Here is a 20,195-nt window from a genome sequence, read left to right on the forward strand (position 1 = left end):
ATAAATCCTATAAACCAGATCACACCTTCGTTAACTGATTACCCTATCCCGGATAACAGCCGAAAATTAAGCACTATCACTCAAGTAGATAGGTTAAATGATTGACATTAAGACTGTAGGTTGATGGGGTGATGGGAGAATAATATCAAGTTCGGTTGAATACCCATAATAAAAGTGTGGGGAGATGGGGAGATGGGGAGATGGGGAGATGAGGAGATGGGGAGATGGGGCGATTTTTATTAAGGGATGCAGCGCCGACCTGCGGGGGTTTCCCCCACTCGCGCTTTGCATGGCTGACAGGGTAATTATCCTGACATCATATAACACGCTTGTTAAGCCAAATGTCATAGGATTTAATTGATCAATGAAGAAAAACTGAAGCCAAACTGAGAAAAAGAGCAAAACTGAGACAACTGAGACAAAAATTGAGACAATTATTATGCCAACTTATGCTATACAATATCGCTTCTGAATAGGATTAATTTCATCGGTTTATGGTTCAAACTGAGATTAGTCTGAGAAAAATATAAGCTCACCCTGGGCTAAGTATGAAAAAAATTATACAACTAAACCTAATTAAAATAACTGAGCTAAAAAACTGAGACAAAAACTGAGACATTAGGCTCTGATCCGAATGCCATTGTAGAAATATAGACACCTTAGCGACTAGACAACAGCGTTAATGCCCTGTTAAAACCTATGGTTTTTGCCTAAGGGTCAATGTTTGCCTGAGGTTACACACATTACACTGGTCTATTGCCGGTAGACCAGTGTTTACTTCCAGTCTCAACATAATTCACTTGCATTCGGAGGAACTTTGATGTCAAACACTTTTATTCCCACTGGAGAAACTCTAACCGAGCCCGTAGTACTACCCGGAGTAGGGGATTCTTTAACCGTATTCGGTACATTGGATGTTGATGGTAGTGCTGTTGATATCACCGGCACTAATGCCAGCATCTTTAACGCAGAAACAGGCACAATTGATGGTAGCTTCAACGGTGTCAACTTCGTTAATGGTGGTGTTTCTTCTGGTATATTAACCAACCAAGGCTTGATTACCAGTGATAGTCGTCCTGTCAACATCGGTGGTCAGAACATTAGGGTGGATAACTTAGCCCAGATTATCTCCTCTGCAAGTCCTCGGGATGGAGTAGTTTACGCTGACCAGACTGCTACATCCTATGATATTTTCAACGGTCCTGATGCTCTCATTGATGTCGGTGAGGGTAATGATGGAGATGCCATTTCTCTACAACTCGGTGCTAATGTCACAGGCAGTGTGCTTAATCAAGGTACGGTGATCGGACGTGGTGTGCCGGTGGGTAATAACCAAGCTACTGCGATTCGCCTGAGACAAGGTACTAATCCTGAGCCCTCAGTCTTCAATGGTGATATTATCAATGAAGGCACGTTGATCTCAGAAACTGACAGTGGTGTACTGATTGAGTCGGGAGTCGAACTCAACGGTACAATCGTTAACACCGGTACCATTGATGGCGCTTTCAACGGCGTTAGCTTTGCCAATGGCGGTACCTCTTCTGGGGCGCTGCAAAATTTCGGTACTATCACTAGTGCTAGTCGTGCCGTAAATATCGGTGGTCAAGATATTAGCCTGCAAAACTTCGGTGAGATTCTCACCTCTGCCAGTCCCCGGGATGGTGTCGTTTACACTGACCAGAGTGCGCTTTCCTACTCGATTGTCAACGAAAGTAGTGGTCTGATCGATGTAGGTGAAGGCAATGATGGAGATGCCATTTCTCTACAACTCGGTGCTGATGTCACAGGTAGTGTGATTAATCGGGGTACGGTGATCGGACGTGGTGTGCCGGTGGGCAACAACCGAGCTACAGCTGTTCGCCTCAGACAGGGTACTAATACTGACCTCTCAGTCTTCAATGGTGATATTGTCAATGAAGGCACCTTAACCTCAGAAACTGATGCAGCAGTACTGATTGAGGACGGAGTTGAACTCAACGGCGAAATCATTAACAGGGGCACTATCAACGGTGGTGTTGTTGCAGGCAGCCCTCAGGTCGGTATTGATGTTCAGGGTGCTGAGGGTGACGTAACTATTGTTAACCAAGGTACTATCAACGGCGATGTTCTACTCAGTGCTGGTGATGATACCTATGATGGTATCGCAGGCACTGTTAACGGTACTGTTTTCGGTAATGAAGGCAATGATACTCTGATTGGTGGTAGCGCTAATGATGTCTTGAACGGAGGCGTTGGCAATGACTTGTTAACTGGCAATTCCGGTGCAGACATCTTCGCCTTCGGCAGTGAAATCTTCCAAGACGGTTTCCAGGACTTTGACCAAATCAATGACTTTCAGGCAGCAGATAGCTTTGATTTCGCTGATGAGTTCTTGGGCAATATTAGTTTCGGTCGCGAAACAGTTAGTGGTCAAGAAGCCGTAGTAGCCATCCTTGGCGGCGAGGATAATCTGACTGTATTCGGTAATCTCGATGCTGCTGAGCAGGCATTTAATGCATTTGTGTAACACAACACTTTAATCCCAAGACTGTCATCCAACAATGTCATTTAACAGTTTTCCTGTGATTCCCCAGGGCAAACCTATCTTAATTCTATAAGCCTTACTCAGAAGCGATGCAGCGCGGTCTCGGGGGAAACCCGATGACCGCGCTGCATATTGACCACCAGATGACACTTGAAAAAAGTGATTCTTTAGTTCCCTATTTCCTATTTCTTAAAATCTACAACTTGTGTACTTCACCTATTTAATAAAATCTATATACCGATTTCATATTTTGACTGATCAGTCAAAACAGGATGTTAAGGGTTTTAGTGGGTAATTCCTGACCCGAGATAAATCTCGTATTTAAAATTTTCTGCATAACTTTTGGTGGCTAGCCGGATAAGTCTATAGATACTGAAAAATTAGCTATGAGCACTCAGCATGATTAAGCTGGTAGTGCATTAGCTTAATGCTTACTTACAGTAAATTAAGCTTCCTTAGGAAAAGCGACATGACTAAACAAGAACGCCAGCAATTTGTAGAAAATCTAGCACGCAAGACCATGGAGCAGGTCGAGCCAGAGTCAAAGGATTTGGAACTATTCGACATTTATAGTGAGGAATACTTCAAATATCCTAAGAAAGCATTAGAAGGAATGCAGGTTAAAGATAGACCTGTTGGCTCAGGGTTTGGAATTGGAGAAATCATTCTTGTTCCTATTCTTTTATGGTTAGGCAGTAAGATAGCAGATAAGGTAATCGACAAATTACTTGATCGAGGGTGGAATCTTATAGTTGAGGATTTATCAAAAGATAAACCCTCCAATCCTATCATTCGCTTTTTAAAAAATATTTTGAAAAAGTTTGGTTTCAAAAGTGCAGCTAAATCGACTAAATCGACACCATTAGACCTATCCATACTTCCTCCCCTGACAATCGTTGAAAAGCAGCAGTTGCGTCAGGAAACCCTTGCCGAGCCTGAGGTGAAAGCCCTTGTCAGCCAATATAACCTCTCGGATACTCTGATCGTGAGCCTCATTGACGCAATGGTTGCTAATCTCCCTGCACAATCCCAATCAGCCACTGTGATAGATTATGAAACTTAATTCACTGCGTCTTAATCCTTTCGAGTTTCCAGGTAATACAGAGTTTCGGTTTATTCTGTTAATCGTTGCAGTGACAGGTGCAAGCCTCTTTATTTACGCAGATTTCTACAATTCCGTTATTTGGAATAAAACAAGTGAATTTTCCCCAGGGATTTGTGCGCTTTGCATGCTGGGTGGTAGCATTCTGACTCTGAGTGTGGCAGTGGTAATTTACTGGTGGCTGCCGGACTGGAAAATTAAAAAAGAGAGAATGCGATCGCTAAAAGACAGGGATACTCCTGATTTGGTAGGCTATCTCCATGAACTCTCTAGAGAAGCTGGCTTAATCCGTCTACCCAGTTTTTTTTGGGGTGTGCTGGATCAAACTAAGGAAGGCTATGCATTTGGTCGGTGGGGGCGCTTATGTGTGTATCTTCCGAATGGATTAGTAAATTCTTTTGAAGAGAATCTGCCTGAGTTTCGGGCGATTCTTTTCCATGAACTTGCCCATATTTATAATGGCGATGTTCATAGAACTTACCTGTCATTTACCGTTTGGTGGGCTTTTTTAATCACGGCTTTACCCACATTTGTGATTACCTTACTCCGCAGTTCCTGGGAACGAATCCTCGGCATGAGCGGGCGCGTCCTGGTTTTGTTTTTGTTGATTTACCTGATGCGCAATGCTGTTCTGCGAGTGCGCGAGTTCTATGCTGATCTACGTGCTTCGATCTGGGATCAACAATCGAGTGCATTGCGACTGGCTCTGGAATCAGCGGAACGGTCTTCGGAAAAACGAGGCTTCTGGCAGAGGATATGGCTGACTCATCCAGATTTGGGCGATCGCCGACGTATTCTAGATAATCCAACTCCACTGTTGCAAATGGGATTCTGGGATGCTTTTACTACAGGTATGGCTACTATGATTCCATTTGCTGGTTTGATTAGCCTTGCTGTTTTCACACTTTTATCAGTGACAGATTCGCCAAGCTTTATGCAGGGCTTACTGATGTTTTTTGTACCTGCATTTTTCTGTGTAATATTGATCATTTACATCATTGGTGCTGGAACTTGGCGTACGACGTTTGTTGCTGTAGCCTGTGGCAAGCCAGTACAGGGGATTAACAGACTCGGAGTTGGACTGGCATTGGGGATGGTTGTGGGATGGAAGATTTCGTTTATAGGCGCTTCTCAATTCTCATCTTTTCCCCTTGCCCTTTTGCTGTCGACTGGTTTGGTGTTGATCGGTATAACGGGCTTTGTTGAGTGGGTGGCTGCGGGAGCAATGGTATGGCTGCCTATTGCTGCAACAACTCAGTCACCCCGCATTTTCTATCGATGGGGAATTGCGATCGCAGGCATCATACTATCTAGCCTGTTCGTTGGTCTTTTCATGAGGCTTATTTCGTTAAACGCTCAATTTTTGTTTGAGAGTATTACTGTTTTAGATCTTTTGAGCTCTGAGAGTATTACTGTTTTAAATCCTTTTACCTCATTTGCACTGATTGGTTTGTGGGCATTCCCTCTGTCATCCTGGTTCTGGCGCAGGCGGATAGAAAATACTCCTGTTTCAGAATGGCTCTTCCTAGACAGTCCGTCTCAGCCGATAACCTTACCTCAACAGATTCAGCTAAAACCGACTTTGGCGTTAATTGTTGGTTTACTGGGTGGACTAGTTGGTCACTTCTTCGTGTTCATCTTGGTTGTACTAGGTAGCAATATTGCTCTGTTCATCTTTCTATCTGTATGTATTCAAGTGTTGGTAGCCGGACTCGTTGCAGCTTGGATGAGATCATTAGGGAGTATACATGGACTGTTCTCAGCATCCATCGCAGCTTTTATCATAGCCAGTGGCGTATTTATTCACACAAACTTGAATTTGGCCGGTGCATTATTTTTAGGCACTAGGATATTTAATACCGGTGGATTAGTCGCAGTTCCAACTGTGGTTATTGCCTCTGGTATAGGAAAGTGGTTGCGCAACAGTAAACGTTTTAGAGTCAAAAGTGTAGGTAATTGAGCATGATCCCCAGCTTGGTGAGGTCTATAGTCTGACGGAAGCAAACACCACATAAGTATTGAATAGATGGAAAGGTTCCATCTATTCAGCTTATCCTTATTTTGTCAGTTTCTGAGAAGGTAGGAGAGATAATATTAGATACAAATGAGAGACGTCTGAATAAAACAGCACAACTGATACAAAAACTGAGACAAATAGTCTTCCATACTATGGTATATACACCCCTATTTTTATTTAAGTTATCTATTTATGACTCAATCTGAAAGTAACTTAAGATTAATCTGAATATACCCTGAAAGTAATCTAAGTAAAAGCCAACTAATCAGCTCTCTAAAAACACTTCATACCAAAACTGAGGCAAAAACTGAGACAGTATTCCTGGCTCTGCTCATTACTCTAAAACTAGACAGGTAAAGAGGACAGGGTGATGTGGCAGAAAATTATAGTTTGGCTTATAACTGAAATTCTTTTAAACGTGCTAGGAATTGATGACCTAGCGGACTATAGCGAATTCATATTTGAGAAACAATTAATTAATTTTAACAGCTATCACTATCAAGTCAATATGAGAATTGCCGTCAGCTGTCAGCTGTCAGCCGTCAGCTTAATGTTTAACCCAACGGAGTTACCGAATTAGACCGTTTTATTCAAAGAGATTAAACCTTCGCGTAGCGTTATATCGTTATCTCACAGCGTCGAAGCTTGTGCCACAAAACTGATAGCTGATAGCTGATAGATGATAGCTGATAGATGATAGCTGATAGCTGATAGCTGATAGCTGTTCGCGTAGCGTGCGCGTAGCGCTTAAGCTGAATACTTACAATTTTATATAAAAGCGTGATGAAAGACATTTTACAAGTTGGTAACCAAACTATTACAGCATCAGAAATTATCCCCCTGCTGAGACGATATCTTTTGCTACCTCAGCTATTCCGGGAAATTATTATTGACCATGGGATCGCTGGAATCAGCTGCACCCCAGAAGAGGAAACCAGTGCTGAAGAGCGGTTTTATGCCAAACATAAGCTCACGGATGATAAAGCATGTAAGGCTTGGTGTCAGAATCATCAGATCACTCTAAACCAATTAAAAGCCTTGGCAACCCGTGAGCTACAAATTGAAAAATTCCAACAAGAAACCTGGGGTGATCGACTAGAATCTTACTTTCTCGAGCGCAAACAGCAGCTAGATCAGGTTAGTTATTCGTTGATTCGGGTTAAGCATAAAGGTGTTGCTCGGGAACTTTATTATCGGCTGGAGGATGGAGAGCAATCCTTTGCTGAAATAGCACGGAAATATTCCCAAGGACCAGAAGCTCAAAGTGGAGGATTAATTGGTCTGATGCCGATAACTATGCCCCACCCTCAGATTGCTCGGATTCTGAAATTGAGTCAGCCTGGTCAGTTGTGGCCACCAGCACAAATAGGGGAGTGGATTGTGATTGTGCGCCTAGAAAAATTAATTCCAGCACAGTTAGACCAACCCATGCGTCAGCGACTGTTGAAGGAATTGTTTAATAGATGGCTCGGTGAGCAATTACAACAATTGATAGAAACAGGGAATAGGGAGCAGGGAGTAGGGAACAGGGAGCAGGGAGTAGGGAGCAGGGAGTAGGGTCAAGATATATAGCAATTCTCTCTCCCATAAGCTACAAAGAGATCCCCCTAAATCCCCCTTAATAAGGGGGACTTTGAGGCAATTAAGCCTACTTCATAAATGCAATAAACCCTATAAAATTTTTTGGTCTTATGAGAAATCAATATTGGTTATGATGATCTATTTATAAATGCTATATCGGTGATCGTTAATCACTTTGTATTTACAGCATTTTTCATAACTATTAAGTACACAGGATTATTTTCCTGTTCCCTGTTCCCTGTTCCCTACTCCCTACTCCCTACTCCCTACTCCCTACTCCCTACTCCCTACTCTTTAATTTTATTGCCATGACTTTTACCACTTCCCCTATCCAAGAATTTATTGCTAGTGTATCTCCTTTTAATCAACTACCAACCACAGCGTTAGAAAAACTATCTGCACAATTGCAGCCAGTACACTATCACCTTGGTGAAACAATTTTAATGCGGGAGAAAATACCTTCCCATGTGGTAATTCTCTATCAAGGACAAGCTCGCCTACTGGGTTATGACCCCCGCACAAATAAGGAGGTAACGGTTCAAAAGCTCTCTCCCGGTGCGATTTTAGGCTGGGCGAGCTTAGTACGGGAAGTCTATAGTGAAACTGCGATCGCATCTGAGGAAGTAGATTGTCTAGCCCTACCAGCAAAGGAATTTTTCCAGCTGTTACAGACCTATCCCTCTCTAGCTACTGCCTTTCAAGACCATTGTGCCTTGATTGAAATCTTTGACTTACTTGGTGCTGAGCTCGAACGTCGAGCCGATGGCATCACGGAGCTCCGGAAACTAGCACTGAAAGGGTTTCAACAAGCAGTAGTTTACCACTTTCCCCCAGCAGACTCAGCCCAATTAGACCCAGAGTGGATGTGGTTTGTCAGTGGCGGTAATCCTCCCCCTAACTTGCCAGTGGGTAGCCGTATCACTTCACAAAACCCTAATTACGCCACTCTCAAGCAAGTGCGCTTGGTGGGACTACCGAAATCAATGCTATCGGCGGAGGTAGCAACTGGTAACAATGCAGGGATAACGTCTATTTCTGGTACCCCTGAACTGGAATTTCGCCCTGCTCGTGATGCGATCGCATTACCGGAATCCTTACCTGTAGTTAATCAGGGTCAAGAGCACAGCAGAAAATATCCCTTTAAAAGTGGCAGAGGTATTTTAAAAGAGACCTTAGCCTGCTTCGAGATGCTCAGTGAATATCTCCAAGTGCCCTTTAAGCGGGAGGTAATCCAAAGAGTGATTACTAACCAGCAAAAAACCGGCACCATTACTTTACCATTTTGCGCTGCGATCGCGGATTTAATGGGATTGCAAACCCAGTTAGTTAAGATAGCAGCAAATACCATTAGTCAGCTGCCAACACCAGCTCTGATCCGTTGGGAAGACACTTTCGCTGTTGTCTACAACGCGTCACCAAAAGAAGTGGTACTGGGGATACCAACATCTGGTGGTATCAAACGCCGTAAATTATCTACCTTTATCGACATTTGGGGCAAATCCGGTCAAGTACTACTACTAAAAGAAGCAACAACTACCCCCAAGAAAAAGTTTGGTCTTTCCTGGTTTATCCCAATACTCTCTCGCTATCGTCAGGTACTCTTTGAAGTATTAATCGCATCGTTTTTTGTCCAACTCTTTGGCTTAGTCAATCCTTTAATGACCCAGGTAATTATCGACCAGGTAATTGGTGGTAATAGCCTAGATACTCTCCATGTATTGGGAATTTTACTGATAGTTGTAGCACTATTTGAAGCAATCTTAAGTGCTTTACGTACCTATTTATTCTCTGATACTACTAACCGGATTGACCTAGCCCTAGCCTCCCAGGTCATTGACCACTTGGTGCGTTTACCAATGAGTTATTTTGGACGACGTACCGTTGGGGAATTAGCAACCAGGGTTCAGGAATTAGAAAAAATTCGCTCGTTTATGACCGGAACAGCCTTAACTGTAGTATTAGATGCAGTCTTTTCTGTGATCTATATTGCCGTGATGGTGCTCTACAGTCCCCTACTTACCCTAGCCGCATTAGCTGTTGTGCCCTTGTTTATCTTGCTGACCCTAATCTTTTCACCAATATTGCGGCGCATGTTAAGGACTAAAGCCCAGCGCAACGCACAAACCCATTCTTACTTAGTGGAAGTGCTTAATGGTATTGAAACCGTTAAATCCCAAAACATTGAACTACGATCTCGCATGTCTTGGCAACAGCGCTACGGTGGTTATATTTCAGAAGGATTTAAAGCGGTTAAGCTCTCCACTACTGCTAGTTCAATCAGCAATTTTCTCCATAAATTATCCAGTCTATTAGTGCTATGGGTGGGAGCTTATTTAGTACTCCAAAGTGAATTAACCCTAGGAGAATTAATCGCTTTTCGGATTATTGCTGGCTATGTCACCAGTCCCTTGCTGCGGCTGTCTCAACTATGGCAAAACTTCCAGGAAACTGCTCTATCCATTGAGCGTCTGAGTGATATTCTTAATCACCCTCAAGAATCCCCAGTAGAAGAACAGAATAACTTAACCATGCCACCGATTACAGGAACTGTAAAATATGAGAATATTTCCTTCCGGTTTGGTAATAGTGGTCCGTTGCAGCTCAGTAAAATTAATCTCGACATCCCCGCTGGTTGTTTTGTAGGAATTGTGGGACAAAGTGGCTCTGGTAAAAGTACCTTAACTAAGCTTTTACCCCGCTTCTATGAACCCTTAGGGGGTCGAATTCTAATTGATAACTATGACATTAGTAAAGTTGAACTCTATTCCCTACGACGTCAGCTAGGGATTGTTCCCCAGAACCCTCTGTTATTCGAGGGGACAATTCATGAAAACATTGCCCTCAATAATCCAGAAGCTACCACTGAAGAAATTATTGCTACTGCTAAAATAGCTGCTGCTCACGATTTCATTATGGACTTGCCCAATGGCTACAACACTCAGGTGGGAGAGCGAGGTTCAGCCTTATCTGGAGGACAGCGACAGCGAATAGCGATCGCCCGTGCAGTTTTGCAAAATCCACGACTACTAATTTTAGATGAAGCCACCAGCGCTTTAGACTATGAAACCGAGCAAAGAGTCTGTACTAATTTAGCTGAAGCCTTTAAAGGTCGTACTGTTTTATTCATTACCCACCGACTCAGCACAATTAAGAACTCTGACCTGATTTTAATGATGTCTAAAGGAGTCATCGAAGAGATGGGAACTCATCAAGAGTTAATGGCTATTAAAGGGCGTTATTATTGTCTTTATAAATAAAAAAATCATGATTACATCCAACCGCACAACTGACAACTCTTACGCTGAGCCCACTACCAATGAGGTAATTCAAGAGCAGGAATTATCCCAACCAATTATTCCGCAACAACCTAGCGTTTTTCTGAAACAACCTAGCATTTGGTCGCGGGCTATTCTTTGGGGACTGGTGGGGATAACAACCTTTGGAATTACTTGGGCAAGTGTGGCAAAAATTGAGAAAGTGATTCCAGCACAGGGCAAGTTAGAGCCACAAGGGGATGTTAAGGAAGTTCAAGCATCGATTAGTGGTGTAGTAGCAGAGGTTTTGATTAAGGATGGGGAGCTGGTGAAGCCAGATGATGTTCTGATTCGCTTTGATATGACCTCTGCTCAAGCTCAGTTGGTTTCTCTGGAACAAATTCAGAAATCGTTAATCCAAGAAAATCAGTTTTATCGTGCTCAAATCGGTTCCGATCAAGCTAGTCAACCTGATAATGTCCAGCTAAACTTGCCAGTAGAAGTTTTGCTTCTTATTAAAAACCGCGCTAACTTAGTGGCAGAAAATAAACTCTATCGAGTGCAAGTGACTGGGGCTGATGGTGGAGCCAACCTGACCTCAGAGCAACAATTTCGTCTACAGATAAACCTGGCAGAATTTAATTCTCGGGTAACGGCGAATAAGCAAGAAATTCAGCAACTAGAAAATCAGCTAGGGCAAACTAAAATCCAATTAGCTAATGCTAGAAATCTGTTGAGTACAGCTAACAATAATTTAGTGACTGCACAGACTAATTTAGCAACTGAGCAGGAGATTTTAACTGATTTTGAACCGTTACTTACTGAAGGAGCTGTTCCCAAAATTCAATACCGTAGACAGAAACAAGAGGTCGGTAGAGGGGAAGCTGAGGTTGGTACACGTGAAGCTGAGGTTGGTACACAGCAAGCTGAGGTCAACCAGTTAATTCAGGAACAAGAACGGATTAGAAGTGCGATCGCTCAAGCTAAAGCACAATTGGCGAATACCATTGCAGCTTCTCAAACTGAGCTACAGGACCGGATTGCTGTGAATCAACAACGGATTGCTGATATCGATAGTCAGCTCGGTAAGCAAATTGTAGAAAATGATAAACGGATAGCGGAAATTGATAGTCAAATTAGTCAAATTAAGCAAAATTTGAAGTATCACGAAATCACAGCTCCCGTAGCTGGCAAAGTTTTTGAGCTAAAGGCTCGCCCAGGCTTTGTGACAACTAGTAGCGAAACTATTCTAGAAATTGTGCCGAATGATGAGCTAATTGCTGAAGTTTATATCACCAATAAAGACCGGGGTTTTGTAAAAGAAGGGATGGAGGTGGATGTCAGAATTGATTCCTTTAATTTTAGTGAGTTTGGTGATATCAAAGGTAAATTAATCTCTATTGGAGCCGATGCTTTAGAGCCCGATCAAATTTATTCTTATTACCGTTTTCCTGCTAAAATTGCCCTAAAACAGCAGTTTATCGATATTAAAGGCAACTCAGTACCCCTAGCATCAGGGATGTCGGTAAGTGTGAATATTAAGGAGAGAAAGCGTCGAGTGATTACTATCTTTACTGGCTTTTTAACTAATAAGTTGGATAGTTTGAAGGGGACTAAATAGAGGGAATCGGGAATCGGGAATCGGGAATAGGGAACAGGGAACAGGGAACAGTAATAATAGTTGACTGTTTCACTCTCCCGACTCCTGACTCCCGACTCCCTGTTACCTTTGCTATATTTTTATGAAGTTCAAGTAAAGTCTTTTCAAGAATTGTTACATCAATAAAGCTTAATTCATAGTTTATGAAATAATGCCAGGCATCAGGAGCTCTATTGATTAACATGAAAGCTGTAGTTTACCGACTTCTGCAAGCAAGTCCTTTTGTTCTGTGTTCTATACTAGCTGCAACTACGGCATTAGGACAAATCACTCCAGATAATACCCTGGATAATGAAAGGTCTGTAGTAACCAATCTCAATATTAACGGGATTGTAATAGATTTAATTGAAGGTGGGGCGATTAGAGATAGCAATCTCTTCCACAGCTTTCAAGATTTCAATGTCGCAGAGTTTGGGCGAGTTTATTTTGCGAATCCTGCTGGAATTCAGAACATCTTGAGTCGGGTAACTGGAACAAATGTTTCCAATATTTTGGGCACTCTGGGAGTGTTGGGCAATGCTAACTTATTTGTTATAAATCCCAATGGTATTGTCTTCGGTCCCAATAGCAGACTCGATCTGGGAGGCTCATTTTTTGGGAGTACTGCTGATAGTGTGTTGTTTGAAGATGGCACAGTGTTCAGTGCTAAAAATCCCAATGGGCAACCATTGTTGACGATTAATATTCCCTCTGGCTTGCAATATGGTTCCAATCCAGGGAGTATTACTAATGAGTCTAGTGGGCTTGAGGTACCAAATGGTCAAACCTTAGGGTTAATTGGTGGTGAGGTTACTATTCCTGGTGGGATTCTAGGTGCATTGGATGGACGCATTGAGCTGGGGAGTGTGCGTAATGGTGTGGTGAAGCTGACCCCAACGGATACTAGTTTTGTGTTGGATTATTCATCAGTTCAAGAGTTTCAGGATATTAGTTTGTCCGACTTTGCTTTTGTTATTACCAGTGGGGAAGGTGGTGGCAGTATCCAGGTGCAGGGGGCTAATGTGAGTTTACGCGATCGCTCTTTGGTTTTTGGGAATACCCAAGGGAGTGGCAGTGGCGGTGGCATAGTGGTTAAGGCTTCTCAGTTGAATCTTGAGGGTGGTTCTGGGATATTTGCGAATGTATCGGGCTCAGGACAGGGGGGAGATTTGACAGTGGATGTCTCTGAATCTGTGCAAGTGGTTGGTGCGTCTGATGGTACTCTCAGTTTCTTGGCAGCCGACGTCACGGAAGGAGCAACAGGAAAAGCGGGAGATTTAAGTATTACCACTGGGGAGTTAATCCTCTCTGATGGAGGATTTGTTTCAGCTATCACTAGTAGTGAAGGGGATAGCGGAAATTTGATTGTTAATGCCTCTGAATCTGTTCAACTAATTGGTACTTCAGCCAATGGTAGGATTTTCAGCGGCTTGTCTGCTACAACTCTTGGAACAGGAAATGCGGGAGATATCAGTATTACCACTGGGGAGTTAATCGTCTCTGATGGAGCACAAGTCAATGTTAGCACTTCTGGTGAAGGGGAAGGCGGAAACTTGACTGTGGATGCCTCTGAATCTGTTCAACTAATTGGTACATCAGCCAATGGTAGGATTTTCAGCGGCTTGTTTGCTACAACTTTTGGAACAGGAAAAGCGGGAGATATCAGTATTACCACTGGGGAGTTAATCGTCTCTGATGGGGCACAAGTTTCAACTGAAACTTTTGGTGAAGGGGAAGGCGGAAACTTGACTGTGGATGCCTCTGAATCTGTTCAACTAATTGGCACCTCACCCAATGGTCAAATTCCCAGCAGCCTGCTTGCTAGAACTTCTGAGACAGGAAAAGGGGGAGATATCAGTATTACCACTGGGCAGTTAATGGTTTCTGATGGAGCACAAATTTCAACTATCACTTTTGGTGAAGGGGACGCGGGAAATTTGAGTGTGGATGCGGACTCTACTGTTCAAGTGATTGGTACGACCGCTGATGGTAGGTTGGTCAGCACCTTGTCTGCTGACACTCTTGCAACAGGAAAAGCGGGAGATGTGAGTATTACCACTGGGGAGTTAATCGTCTCTGATGGAGCAAAAGTTTCAACTATCACTTTTGGTGAAGGGGACGCGGGAAATTTGACTGTCAATGCTTCTTCTAGTATTCAACTGATTGGTACCTCAGCCGATGGTGGGATTCTCAGTGCCTTGTTTACTGAAACTCTTGCAACAGGAAAAGCGGGAGATATCAGTATTACCACTGGGGAGTTAATCGTCTCTGATGGAGCAGTTGTTTCAACTACCACTCTTGATGAAGGGGACGGGGGAAATGTGACAGTGGATGCCTCCTCTACGGTTCAACTGATTGGTACCTCAGCCTCGGGTAGGTTTCTCAGCAGCTTTTTGACTGTAACTTTTGGGAAAGGAAAAGCGGGAGATGTCAGTATTACTACTGGGGAGTTAATTGTCAAAGATGGAGCAAGAGTTAATGCTAGTACTTTTAGTGAAGGGAATGGGGGCAATTTGACTGTAGATGCGGACTCAAAGGTTCAAGTGATTGGTACCTCAGCCGATGGTCGGTTTGCCAGCCGTTTATTGACTCAAGCTCAAGGAACAGGAAATGCCGGAGAGTTGTTGAAAATTACCACTGGGGAGTTAATCGTCTCTGATGGAGCAGAAGTTTCCGCTGCCACTTTGGGTGAAGGGAATGGGGGCAATTTGATTGTGGATGCCGACTCTACTGTTCAAGTGATTGGTACCTCAGCCGATGGTCAGTTTCTCAGCCGCTTGACTACCCAAACTCAAGGGAAAGGAAAAGCGGGAGAGTTGAAGATAAACACTGGGGAGTTAATCGTCTCTGATGGGGCACAAGTTTCCGCTGCCACTTCCGGTGAAGGGAATGGGGGCAATTTGACTGTAGATGCCTCTTCTAGTATTCAACTTATTGGTAGGACACCCGATGATCAGTTTCCCACTGGCTTGTTTATTGGAGTTAATCGAAAAGCCACAGGAAATGCCGGAGAGTTTTTGAATATTACCACTGGCAAGTTAATAATCTCTGATGGAGCAGTTGTTAGTGCTAGAAGCTTTGAACAGGGTAGTTCAGCAGGCACGGTAGATATTAATGCCAACTCCATCTTCCTTGACAACGGTGGCAGGATCACAGCAGAAACAGCAGGAGACCAAGGCAATATTGAGCTAGAAGCTCGTGATATCCGACTCCTCAACCGAAGCTTGATTCTAACTGACGCTAGGAATACCAGAACTGGGGGCAATATCACAATTGATACTGATACCCTAGTCGGTCTCGGAAATAGCGACATCACCGCCAATGCTGAATTTGGCTCAGGAGGTCGTGTTGAGATTAATGCCCAAGGCATCTTTGGCTTAGAGTTTCGGGATCGTCCAACTCCAGACAATGACATCACTTCCACCTCCACTCTTGGCTCATCCTTCAACGGTGACGTAATTCTCAATATTTCCCAAGTAGACCCCACTTCAGGCTTAAACGAATTGCCAGCAAGCCCCGTAGATGCAGAAGCGATCCTGGCCAATGACCTTTGTGGCTTTGAGAATAATCGGATTGCTGGGGGCAGTTCCTTTTTCATTACCGGAAAAGGGGGTTTACCAGCTAGTGCAGACGATCCAGTGATTAATACTGACAGAACAGTGGGCTGGCTCTCTCGTCCTAGGTTAGCCAGCAGTAGTAGACAACGATTACAGCAGCAACCTAATGTAATACGGCCTCCCCAAGAAAAAAAAGTAATTATCGAAGCCCAAGGCTGGGTAATAGCAAAAGATGGCACCATTATTCTGACGGCTCATCCGTTTAGGGGTACTCCTGTTGATCAGATATTGCCCAATCTTGATTGTCATGTGGGAGTTGGGAGATAGGGATTCGGGAGTAGGGACTCGGAAATATTGTCATCATCTTATATAGCAATTCTAATCGCTATGAGGGATACAGGTTTTTTTACCTGTTCTGAGTTTCATTGGCTATATTTTTATTAATTTCCAGTAAAGTCTTTTAAAGATTTTTTAAATCATTAAATCTTAACTCATAGTTAATGAAATAATCCCAGACATCGGGAGCATTTTGATTGATTAACATGAAATCTCGGATTGAGCAACTTGTGGCAGCAAGTCCTTTTGTTCTGTGTTCTCTACTGGGTGCAACTACGGCATTAGGACAAATTACCCCAGATAATACCCTGGGAAATGAAAGGTCTGTAGTAACGCCCAATGTCAATATTAACGGTGCCCTAGCAGATTTAATTGAAGGTGGGGCGATTAGAGACAGTAATCTATTCCACAGCTTTCAAGATTTCAATGTGGCCGAGTTTGGGCGAGTTTATTTTGCTAATCCAGCTGGAATTCAGAACATCCTGAGTCGGGTAACGGGAACTAATGTTTCCAATATTTTGGGGACTCTGGGAGTGTTGGGCAATGCTAATTTATTTCTGATAAATCCCAACGGTATTTTCTTCGGTCCCAATAGCAGACTAGATCTAGGAGGCTCCTTTTTTGGGAGTACTGCTGATAGTGTGTTGTTTGAAGATGGCACAGTATTCAGCACTAAAAATCCCAATGATAAACCGTTATTAACTATTAATATACCATCTGGTTTGCAATATGGCTCAAATCCCGGAAGTATTACTAATCAGTCTAGTGGGCTTGAGGTACCAAATGGTCAAACCTTAGGGCTGATTGGTGGTGAGGTTACTATTCCTAATGGCGCTCTAGGTGCATCGGATGGACGGATTGAGCTGGGGAGTGTTGGTTCGAATGGTGTAGTGAACTTGACCCCAACCGATACAAGTTTTGTGTTGGATTATTCACCAGTTCAAGAGTTTCAGGATATTAGTTTGTCCGAGGGTGCTGGAGTCAATACCAGTGGCGAAGGTGGTGGGAGTATAAAGCTGCAGGGGAGTAATGTGAGTTTAGGCGATCGCTCTGGTGTATTTGCGAATACCAACGGCAGTGGCAGTGGTGCTGGAATAGTTGTTAAGGCTTCTAAGCTAAGTCTTGAGGGTGGTTCTAGGATAACTGGGAATGTATTGGGTTCAGGACAGGGGGGAGATGTGACAGTGGATACCTCGGAATCTGTTCGAGTAAGTGGTGTATCGGCTGATGGTACTATGAGCGCTTTGGGAACCAGAGTACTTGCAGGAGCAACAGGAAACGCGGGAGATGTAAGTATTACCACTGGGGAGTTAATTGTCAAAGATGGAGCCGTTGTGTCAGCTGGCACTGTTGGTGAAGGGAACGGAGGAACCTTGAGTGTAGATGCCTCCTCTAGTATTAAAGTCATGGGTAGGACACCCGATGGTCAGTTACCCGGTGGCTTGTTTAGTCAAACTAATCCAGGCTCAACAGGAAACGCGGGAAAGATAAGTATTACCACTGGGGAGTTAATTGTCTCTGATGGAGCCGTTGTGTCAGCTAGCACTTTCGGTAAAGGGAAGGGGGGAAGCTTGATTGTCAATGCCTCCTCTAGGATTGAACTCATCGGGGGTACGATAGCCAATACTCGCTTTCCCAACGGCTTGTTTTCTGCTACTACAGGCACAGGAAATGGGGGAAATGTGAGTATTACTACTGGGGAGTTAATTGTCTCTGATGGAGCCGTTGTGTCAGCTACCACAAGGCGTGAAGGGAACGGGGGCACTTTGAGTGTCAATGCCTCTAGGATTGAACTCATGGGTATCTCAGCCGATGGTCGTTTTAGCAGCGGCTTGTTTGCTTCCACTGAAGGGAAAGGAAATGGGGGAGATGTAAGTATTAACACTGGGGAGTTAATTGTCTCTGATGGAGCACTAGTTAGGGCTAGAAGCATTCAACAGGGCAGTTTAGCAGGCACGGTAGATATTAATGCCAACTCCATCTTCCTTAACAACAATGGCAGGATCTCAGCAGAAACAGCAGCAGGAGAGAACAGCAATATTGACAACAGCAATATTATGCTAGAAGCTCGTGACATCCGACTCCTCAACGAAAGCTTGATTCTAACTGACGCTAGGAATACAACAACTGGCGGCAATATCACCATTGATACTGATACTTTAGTCGGTCTGGGAAATAGCGACATCACCGCTAATGCTGAAGAAGGCCCAGGAGGTAGTGTTGAGATTAAAGCCCAAGGCATCTTTGGTTTAGAGTTTCGAGACAGTCTCACTCCAGAAAATGACATCACTGCCACGTCCGAACTTGGCTCATCATTCAGCGGTGAAGTAATCCTTAACACCCCAGACGTAGACCCCACATCAGGATTAACCGAATTGCCAGGAAGCCCGGTAGATGCAGAAGCGATCCTCGCCAATGACCTTTGTGGCTTTGAGAATAATCGGATTGCTGGCGGGAGTTCCTTTTTCATTACCGGCAAAGGGGGTTTACCAGCTAGTGCAGACGATCCAGTGATTAATACTGACAGAACCGTGGGCTGGCTCTCTCGTCCTGGCTTAGCCAGCAACAGACAACGATTACAGCAGCAAGCTAATGTGACACGGCCTCAACCTCCCCAGGAAAAAAAAGTAATTATCGAAGCCCAAGGCTGGGTAATCGCAAAGGATGGCACAATTATTCTGACGGCGCAACCGTTTCGGGGTACTCCTGTTGATCAGATATTGCCCCATCTTGATTGTCATGTGGGAATAGGGAACAGGGAACAGGGAACAGGGATATGAAAAAACTATCATTTTTAATTGGAATTGCATTAACCTGCTTCCTACCATCCGGGGAAGCCTTATCAAATTCTGTTGTCATCACACCCGATTCCCGATTCCCGATTCCCGATTCCCCACTCCCGATTCCCGATTCCCTAGACCAACAAGCCCAACAACTCTATGAAACAGGTCAATATAAAAAGGCGATACCGTTGTTGGAGCAAATTATTAGTAACTACAGCGATAGTGGAGACATTATTGGTGAGATTAATGCTTTGGTAAATCTAGGGTTAGTTTATCAACGTTTGGGAGACTGGGCACAAGCTAAACAGACAATATCCCAGAGTTTTACCCAACTCTCACAACTGCCATTAACCAAGGAAAGTCAACAATTACAAGCCCAAATTCTGTCAGTCCAAGGACAAGTATACTTATCACTAGGTCAAGGGGAAAAAGCCTTATCGACTTGGCAGCAAACTAGTGCTATCTACCAAGATATCGGAGACTTAACTAGATTAACGGAAAGTCAGATTTACCAAGTCCAAGCCTTACGAATATTAGGGTTGTATAATCAAGCCACTAAAACCTTAACTCAAATCACAGAAACTATCCAAGACCAACCTGATAGCGCTCTCAAAAGTACCGCCCTTCAATACCTAGGTGATGTCCTCAGGAGAGTGGGAAAATTCCAAGACTCTCAAGAAATTTTACAACAAAGTTTAGCCATAGCGGAAAACTTACCAAATCAGACTTTGATTGCTGAAAATCTCCTCAGTTTAGGAAATACTGCTAGATTAAAAGGAGACACAGAAGACGCAATATATTTCTATCAACGGGTTGTCAAGGAATCTCCCTTAGCAGATATTAAAATTCAGGGACAATTAAATCAACTGAGTGTATTGATAGCTACAAAAGAGTGGTCACGAGCCAGAGGGTTATTGCCAGCGATAGACTATAGCTTAACCACATTATCTCCCAATCAAAGAGCCATAAATGCGAGAATTAAGCTAGCCAAAATCCTGTTAAAATCTGAAAATACACAACTAAAAACTCCGAAAGCCCTGGCTAATTATCTGGCTGATGCTATTCAGTTGGCTAGGGATTTAGGAGATAAACGAGCGGAAGCAGAAGCCATTGGTAACTTGGGAACTTTATACGAATACAATCAACGTGTTGATGAAGCCCAAGACTTAACCGAAAAAGCCTTAGTTATTGCCCAAGAAATCCAGGCTCCGGATTTAGCCTATCAATGGCAATGGCAACTAGGCAGAATCCTCAATCTAAAACAGGATAAAACAAACGCGATTGCGGCTTATGCTCAATCGGTGCAAACCCTCCAATCTATCCGTAGCGACCTAGTCGCGATTAGTAGCGATATTCAGTTTGGGTTTCGAGAAAGCGTCGAACCAGTCTACCGAGAATTAGT

12 protein-coding genes are annotated in these 20,195 nt (G+C 43.6%); 11 read left to right on the forward strand and 1 reads right to left on the reverse strand.

The features are described from left to right. Nucleotides 1-820: 820 nt before the first annotated feature. The 8 genes from F6K52_RS14460 to F6K52_RS14495 all read left to right on the forward strand — a co-directional run bounded on the left by F6K52_RS14460 (nucleotide 821) and on the right by F6K52_RS14495 (nucleotide 12,099). The gene (locus F6K52_RS14460) at nucleotides 821-2,506 is read left to right on the forward strand and encodes a hypothetical protein (RefSeq protein WP_293078673.1); all 1,686 of its coding nucleotides are present in this window, start codon (nucleotides 821-823) and stop codon (nucleotides 2,504-2,506) included. A 107-nt stretch (nucleotides 2,507-2,613) separates the two neighbouring features. Beyond that, nucleotides 2,614-2,748 (forward strand): hypothetical protein, encoded by a 135-nt coding sequence (locus F6K52_RS14465; protein WP_293078675.1) that lies wholly within the window; start codon nucleotides 2,614-2,616, stop codon nucleotides 2,746-2,748. Nucleotides 2,749-2,993: 245 nt separating this feature from the next. Further along, nucleotides 2,994-3,587, forward strand: coding sequence for a hypothetical protein (locus F6K52_RS14470; RefSeq protein WP_293078677.1), 594 nt, complete (start codon nucleotides 2,994-2,996; stop codon nucleotides 3,585-3,587). Continuing rightward, entirely contained in the window at nucleotides 3,577-5,586 is a 2,010-nt protein-coding gene (locus F6K52_RS14475; protein ID WP_293078679.1) for a M48 family metalloprotease, read from the forward strand. Before F6K52_RS14470 ends, F6K52_RS14475 begins: the two co-directional genes overlap by 11 nt. Before the next feature lie 840 nt (nucleotides 5,587-6,426). Next, the gene (locus F6K52_RS14480; protein ID WP_293078681.1) at nucleotides 6,427-7,200 is read left to right on the forward strand and encodes a peptidylprolyl isomerase; all 774 of its coding nucleotides are present in this window, start codon (nucleotides 6,427-6,429) and stop codon (nucleotides 7,198-7,200) included. Nucleotides 7,201-7,383: 183 nt separating this feature from the next. Then, nucleotides 7,384-7,536 (forward strand): hypothetical protein, encoded by a 153-nt coding sequence (locus tag F6K52_RS14485; RefSeq protein WP_293078683.1) that lies wholly within the window; start codon nucleotides 7,384-7,386, stop codon nucleotides 7,534-7,536. After that, nucleotides 7,533-10,481 (forward strand): peptidase domain-containing ABC transporter, encoded by a 2,949-nt coding sequence (locus F6K52_RS14490; protein WP_293078685.1) that lies wholly within the window; start codon nucleotides 7,533-7,535, stop codon nucleotides 10,479-10,481. The genes F6K52_RS14485 and F6K52_RS14490 overlap by 4 nt, the downstream gene beginning before the upstream one ends. A gap of 7 nt (nucleotides 10,482-10,488) precedes the next feature. Beyond that, nucleotides 10,489-12,099 (forward strand): HlyD family efflux transporter periplasmic adaptor subunit, encoded by a 1,611-nt coding sequence (locus F6K52_RS14495; RefSeq protein ID WP_293078687.1) that lies wholly within the window; start codon nucleotides 10,489-10,491, stop codon nucleotides 12,097-12,099. On the opposite strand, the gene F6K52_RS14500 is transcribed toward F6K52_RS14495, so the two are convergent. Further along, nucleotides 12,092-12,322 carry a hypothetical protein gene (locus tag F6K52_RS14500; RefSeq protein WP_293078689.1) on the reverse strand — a complete coding sequence of 77 codons (231 nt, stop codon included), beginning with the start codon at nucleotides 12,320-12,322 and terminating at the stop codon, nucleotides 12,092-12,094. The genes F6K52_RS14495 and F6K52_RS14500 overlap by 8 nt on opposite strands. Between F6K52_RS14500 and F6K52_RS14505 the strand changes: the two genes are divergently transcribed. The 3 genes from F6K52_RS14505 to F6K52_RS14515 form a co-directional block, all read left to right on the forward strand. Beyond that, nucleotides 12,321-16,001: a filamentous hemagglutinin N-terminal domain-containing protein gene (locus F6K52_RS14505; protein WP_293078691.1), complete on the forward strand. Its 3,681-nt coding sequence runs from the start codon at nucleotides 12,321-12,323 to the stop codon at nucleotides 15,999-16,001. The genes F6K52_RS14500 and F6K52_RS14505 overlap by 2 nt on opposite strands. 215 nt (nucleotides 16,002-16,216) lie before the next feature. Beyond that, entirely contained in the window at nucleotides 16,217-18,790 is a 2,574-nt protein-coding gene (locus tag F6K52_RS14510; RefSeq protein ID WP_293078695.1) for a filamentous hemagglutinin N-terminal domain-containing protein, read from the forward strand. Continuing rightward, nucleotides 18,787-20,195, forward strand: a 1,409-nt coding sequence (locus F6K52_RS14515) for a tetratricopeptide repeat protein (protein ID WP_293078693.1), incomplete at its 3' end; no start/stop codon positions are given. The genes F6K52_RS14510 and F6K52_RS14515, both read left to right, overlap by 4 nt.

Source organism: Moorena sp. SIO3H5, from assembly GCF_010692395.1.
In the GTDB taxonomy this organism is placed as follows: domain Bacteria; phylum Cyanobacteriota; class Cyanobacteriia; order Cyanobacteriales; family Coleofasciculaceae; genus Moorena.

What these genes read in the sequence shown, in the direction of transcription:
- F6K52_RS14475 (WP_293078679.1), top strand. Translation starts at nt 3,577, where the DNA reads ATGAAACTTAATTCACTGCGTCTTAATCCTTTCGAGTTTCCAGGTAAT.
- F6K52_RS14505 (WP_293078691.1), top strand. Translation starts at nt 12,321, where the DNA reads ATGAAAGCTGTAGTTTACCGACTTCTGCAAGCAAGTCCTTTTGTTCTG.
- F6K52_RS14510 (WP_293078695.1), top strand. Translation starts at nt 16,217, where the DNA reads ATGAAATCTCGGATTGAGCAACTTGTGGCAGCAAGTCCTTTTGTTCTG.
- F6K52_RS14465 (WP_293078675.1), top strand. Translation starts at nt 2,614, where the DNA reads ATGCAGCGCGGTCTCGGGGGAAACCCGATGACCGCGCTGCATATTGAC.
- F6K52_RS14490 (WP_293078685.1), top strand. Translation starts at nt 7,533, where the DNA reads ATGACTTTTACCACTTCCCCTATCCAAGAATTTATTGCTAGTGTATCT.
- F6K52_RS14460 (WP_293078673.1), top strand. Translation starts at nt 821, where the DNA reads ATGTCAAACACTTTTATTCCCACTGGAGAAACTCTAACCGAGCCCGTA.
- F6K52_RS14470 (WP_293078677.1), top strand. Translation starts at nt 2,994, where the DNA reads ATGACTAAACAAGAACGCCAGCAATTTGTAGAAAATCTAGCACGCAAG.
- F6K52_RS14480 (WP_293078681.1), top strand. Translation starts at nt 6,427, where the DNA reads ATGAAAGACATTTTACAAGTTGGTAACCAAACTATTACAGCATCAGAA.
- F6K52_RS14495 (WP_293078687.1), top strand. Translation starts at nt 10,489, where the DNA reads ATGATTACATCCAACCGCACAACTGACAACTCTTACGCTGAGCCCACT.
- F6K52_RS14500 (WP_293078689.1), bottom strand. Translation starts at nt 12,322, where the DNA reads ATGTTAATCAATAGAGCTCCTGATGCCTGGCATTATTTCATAAACTAT.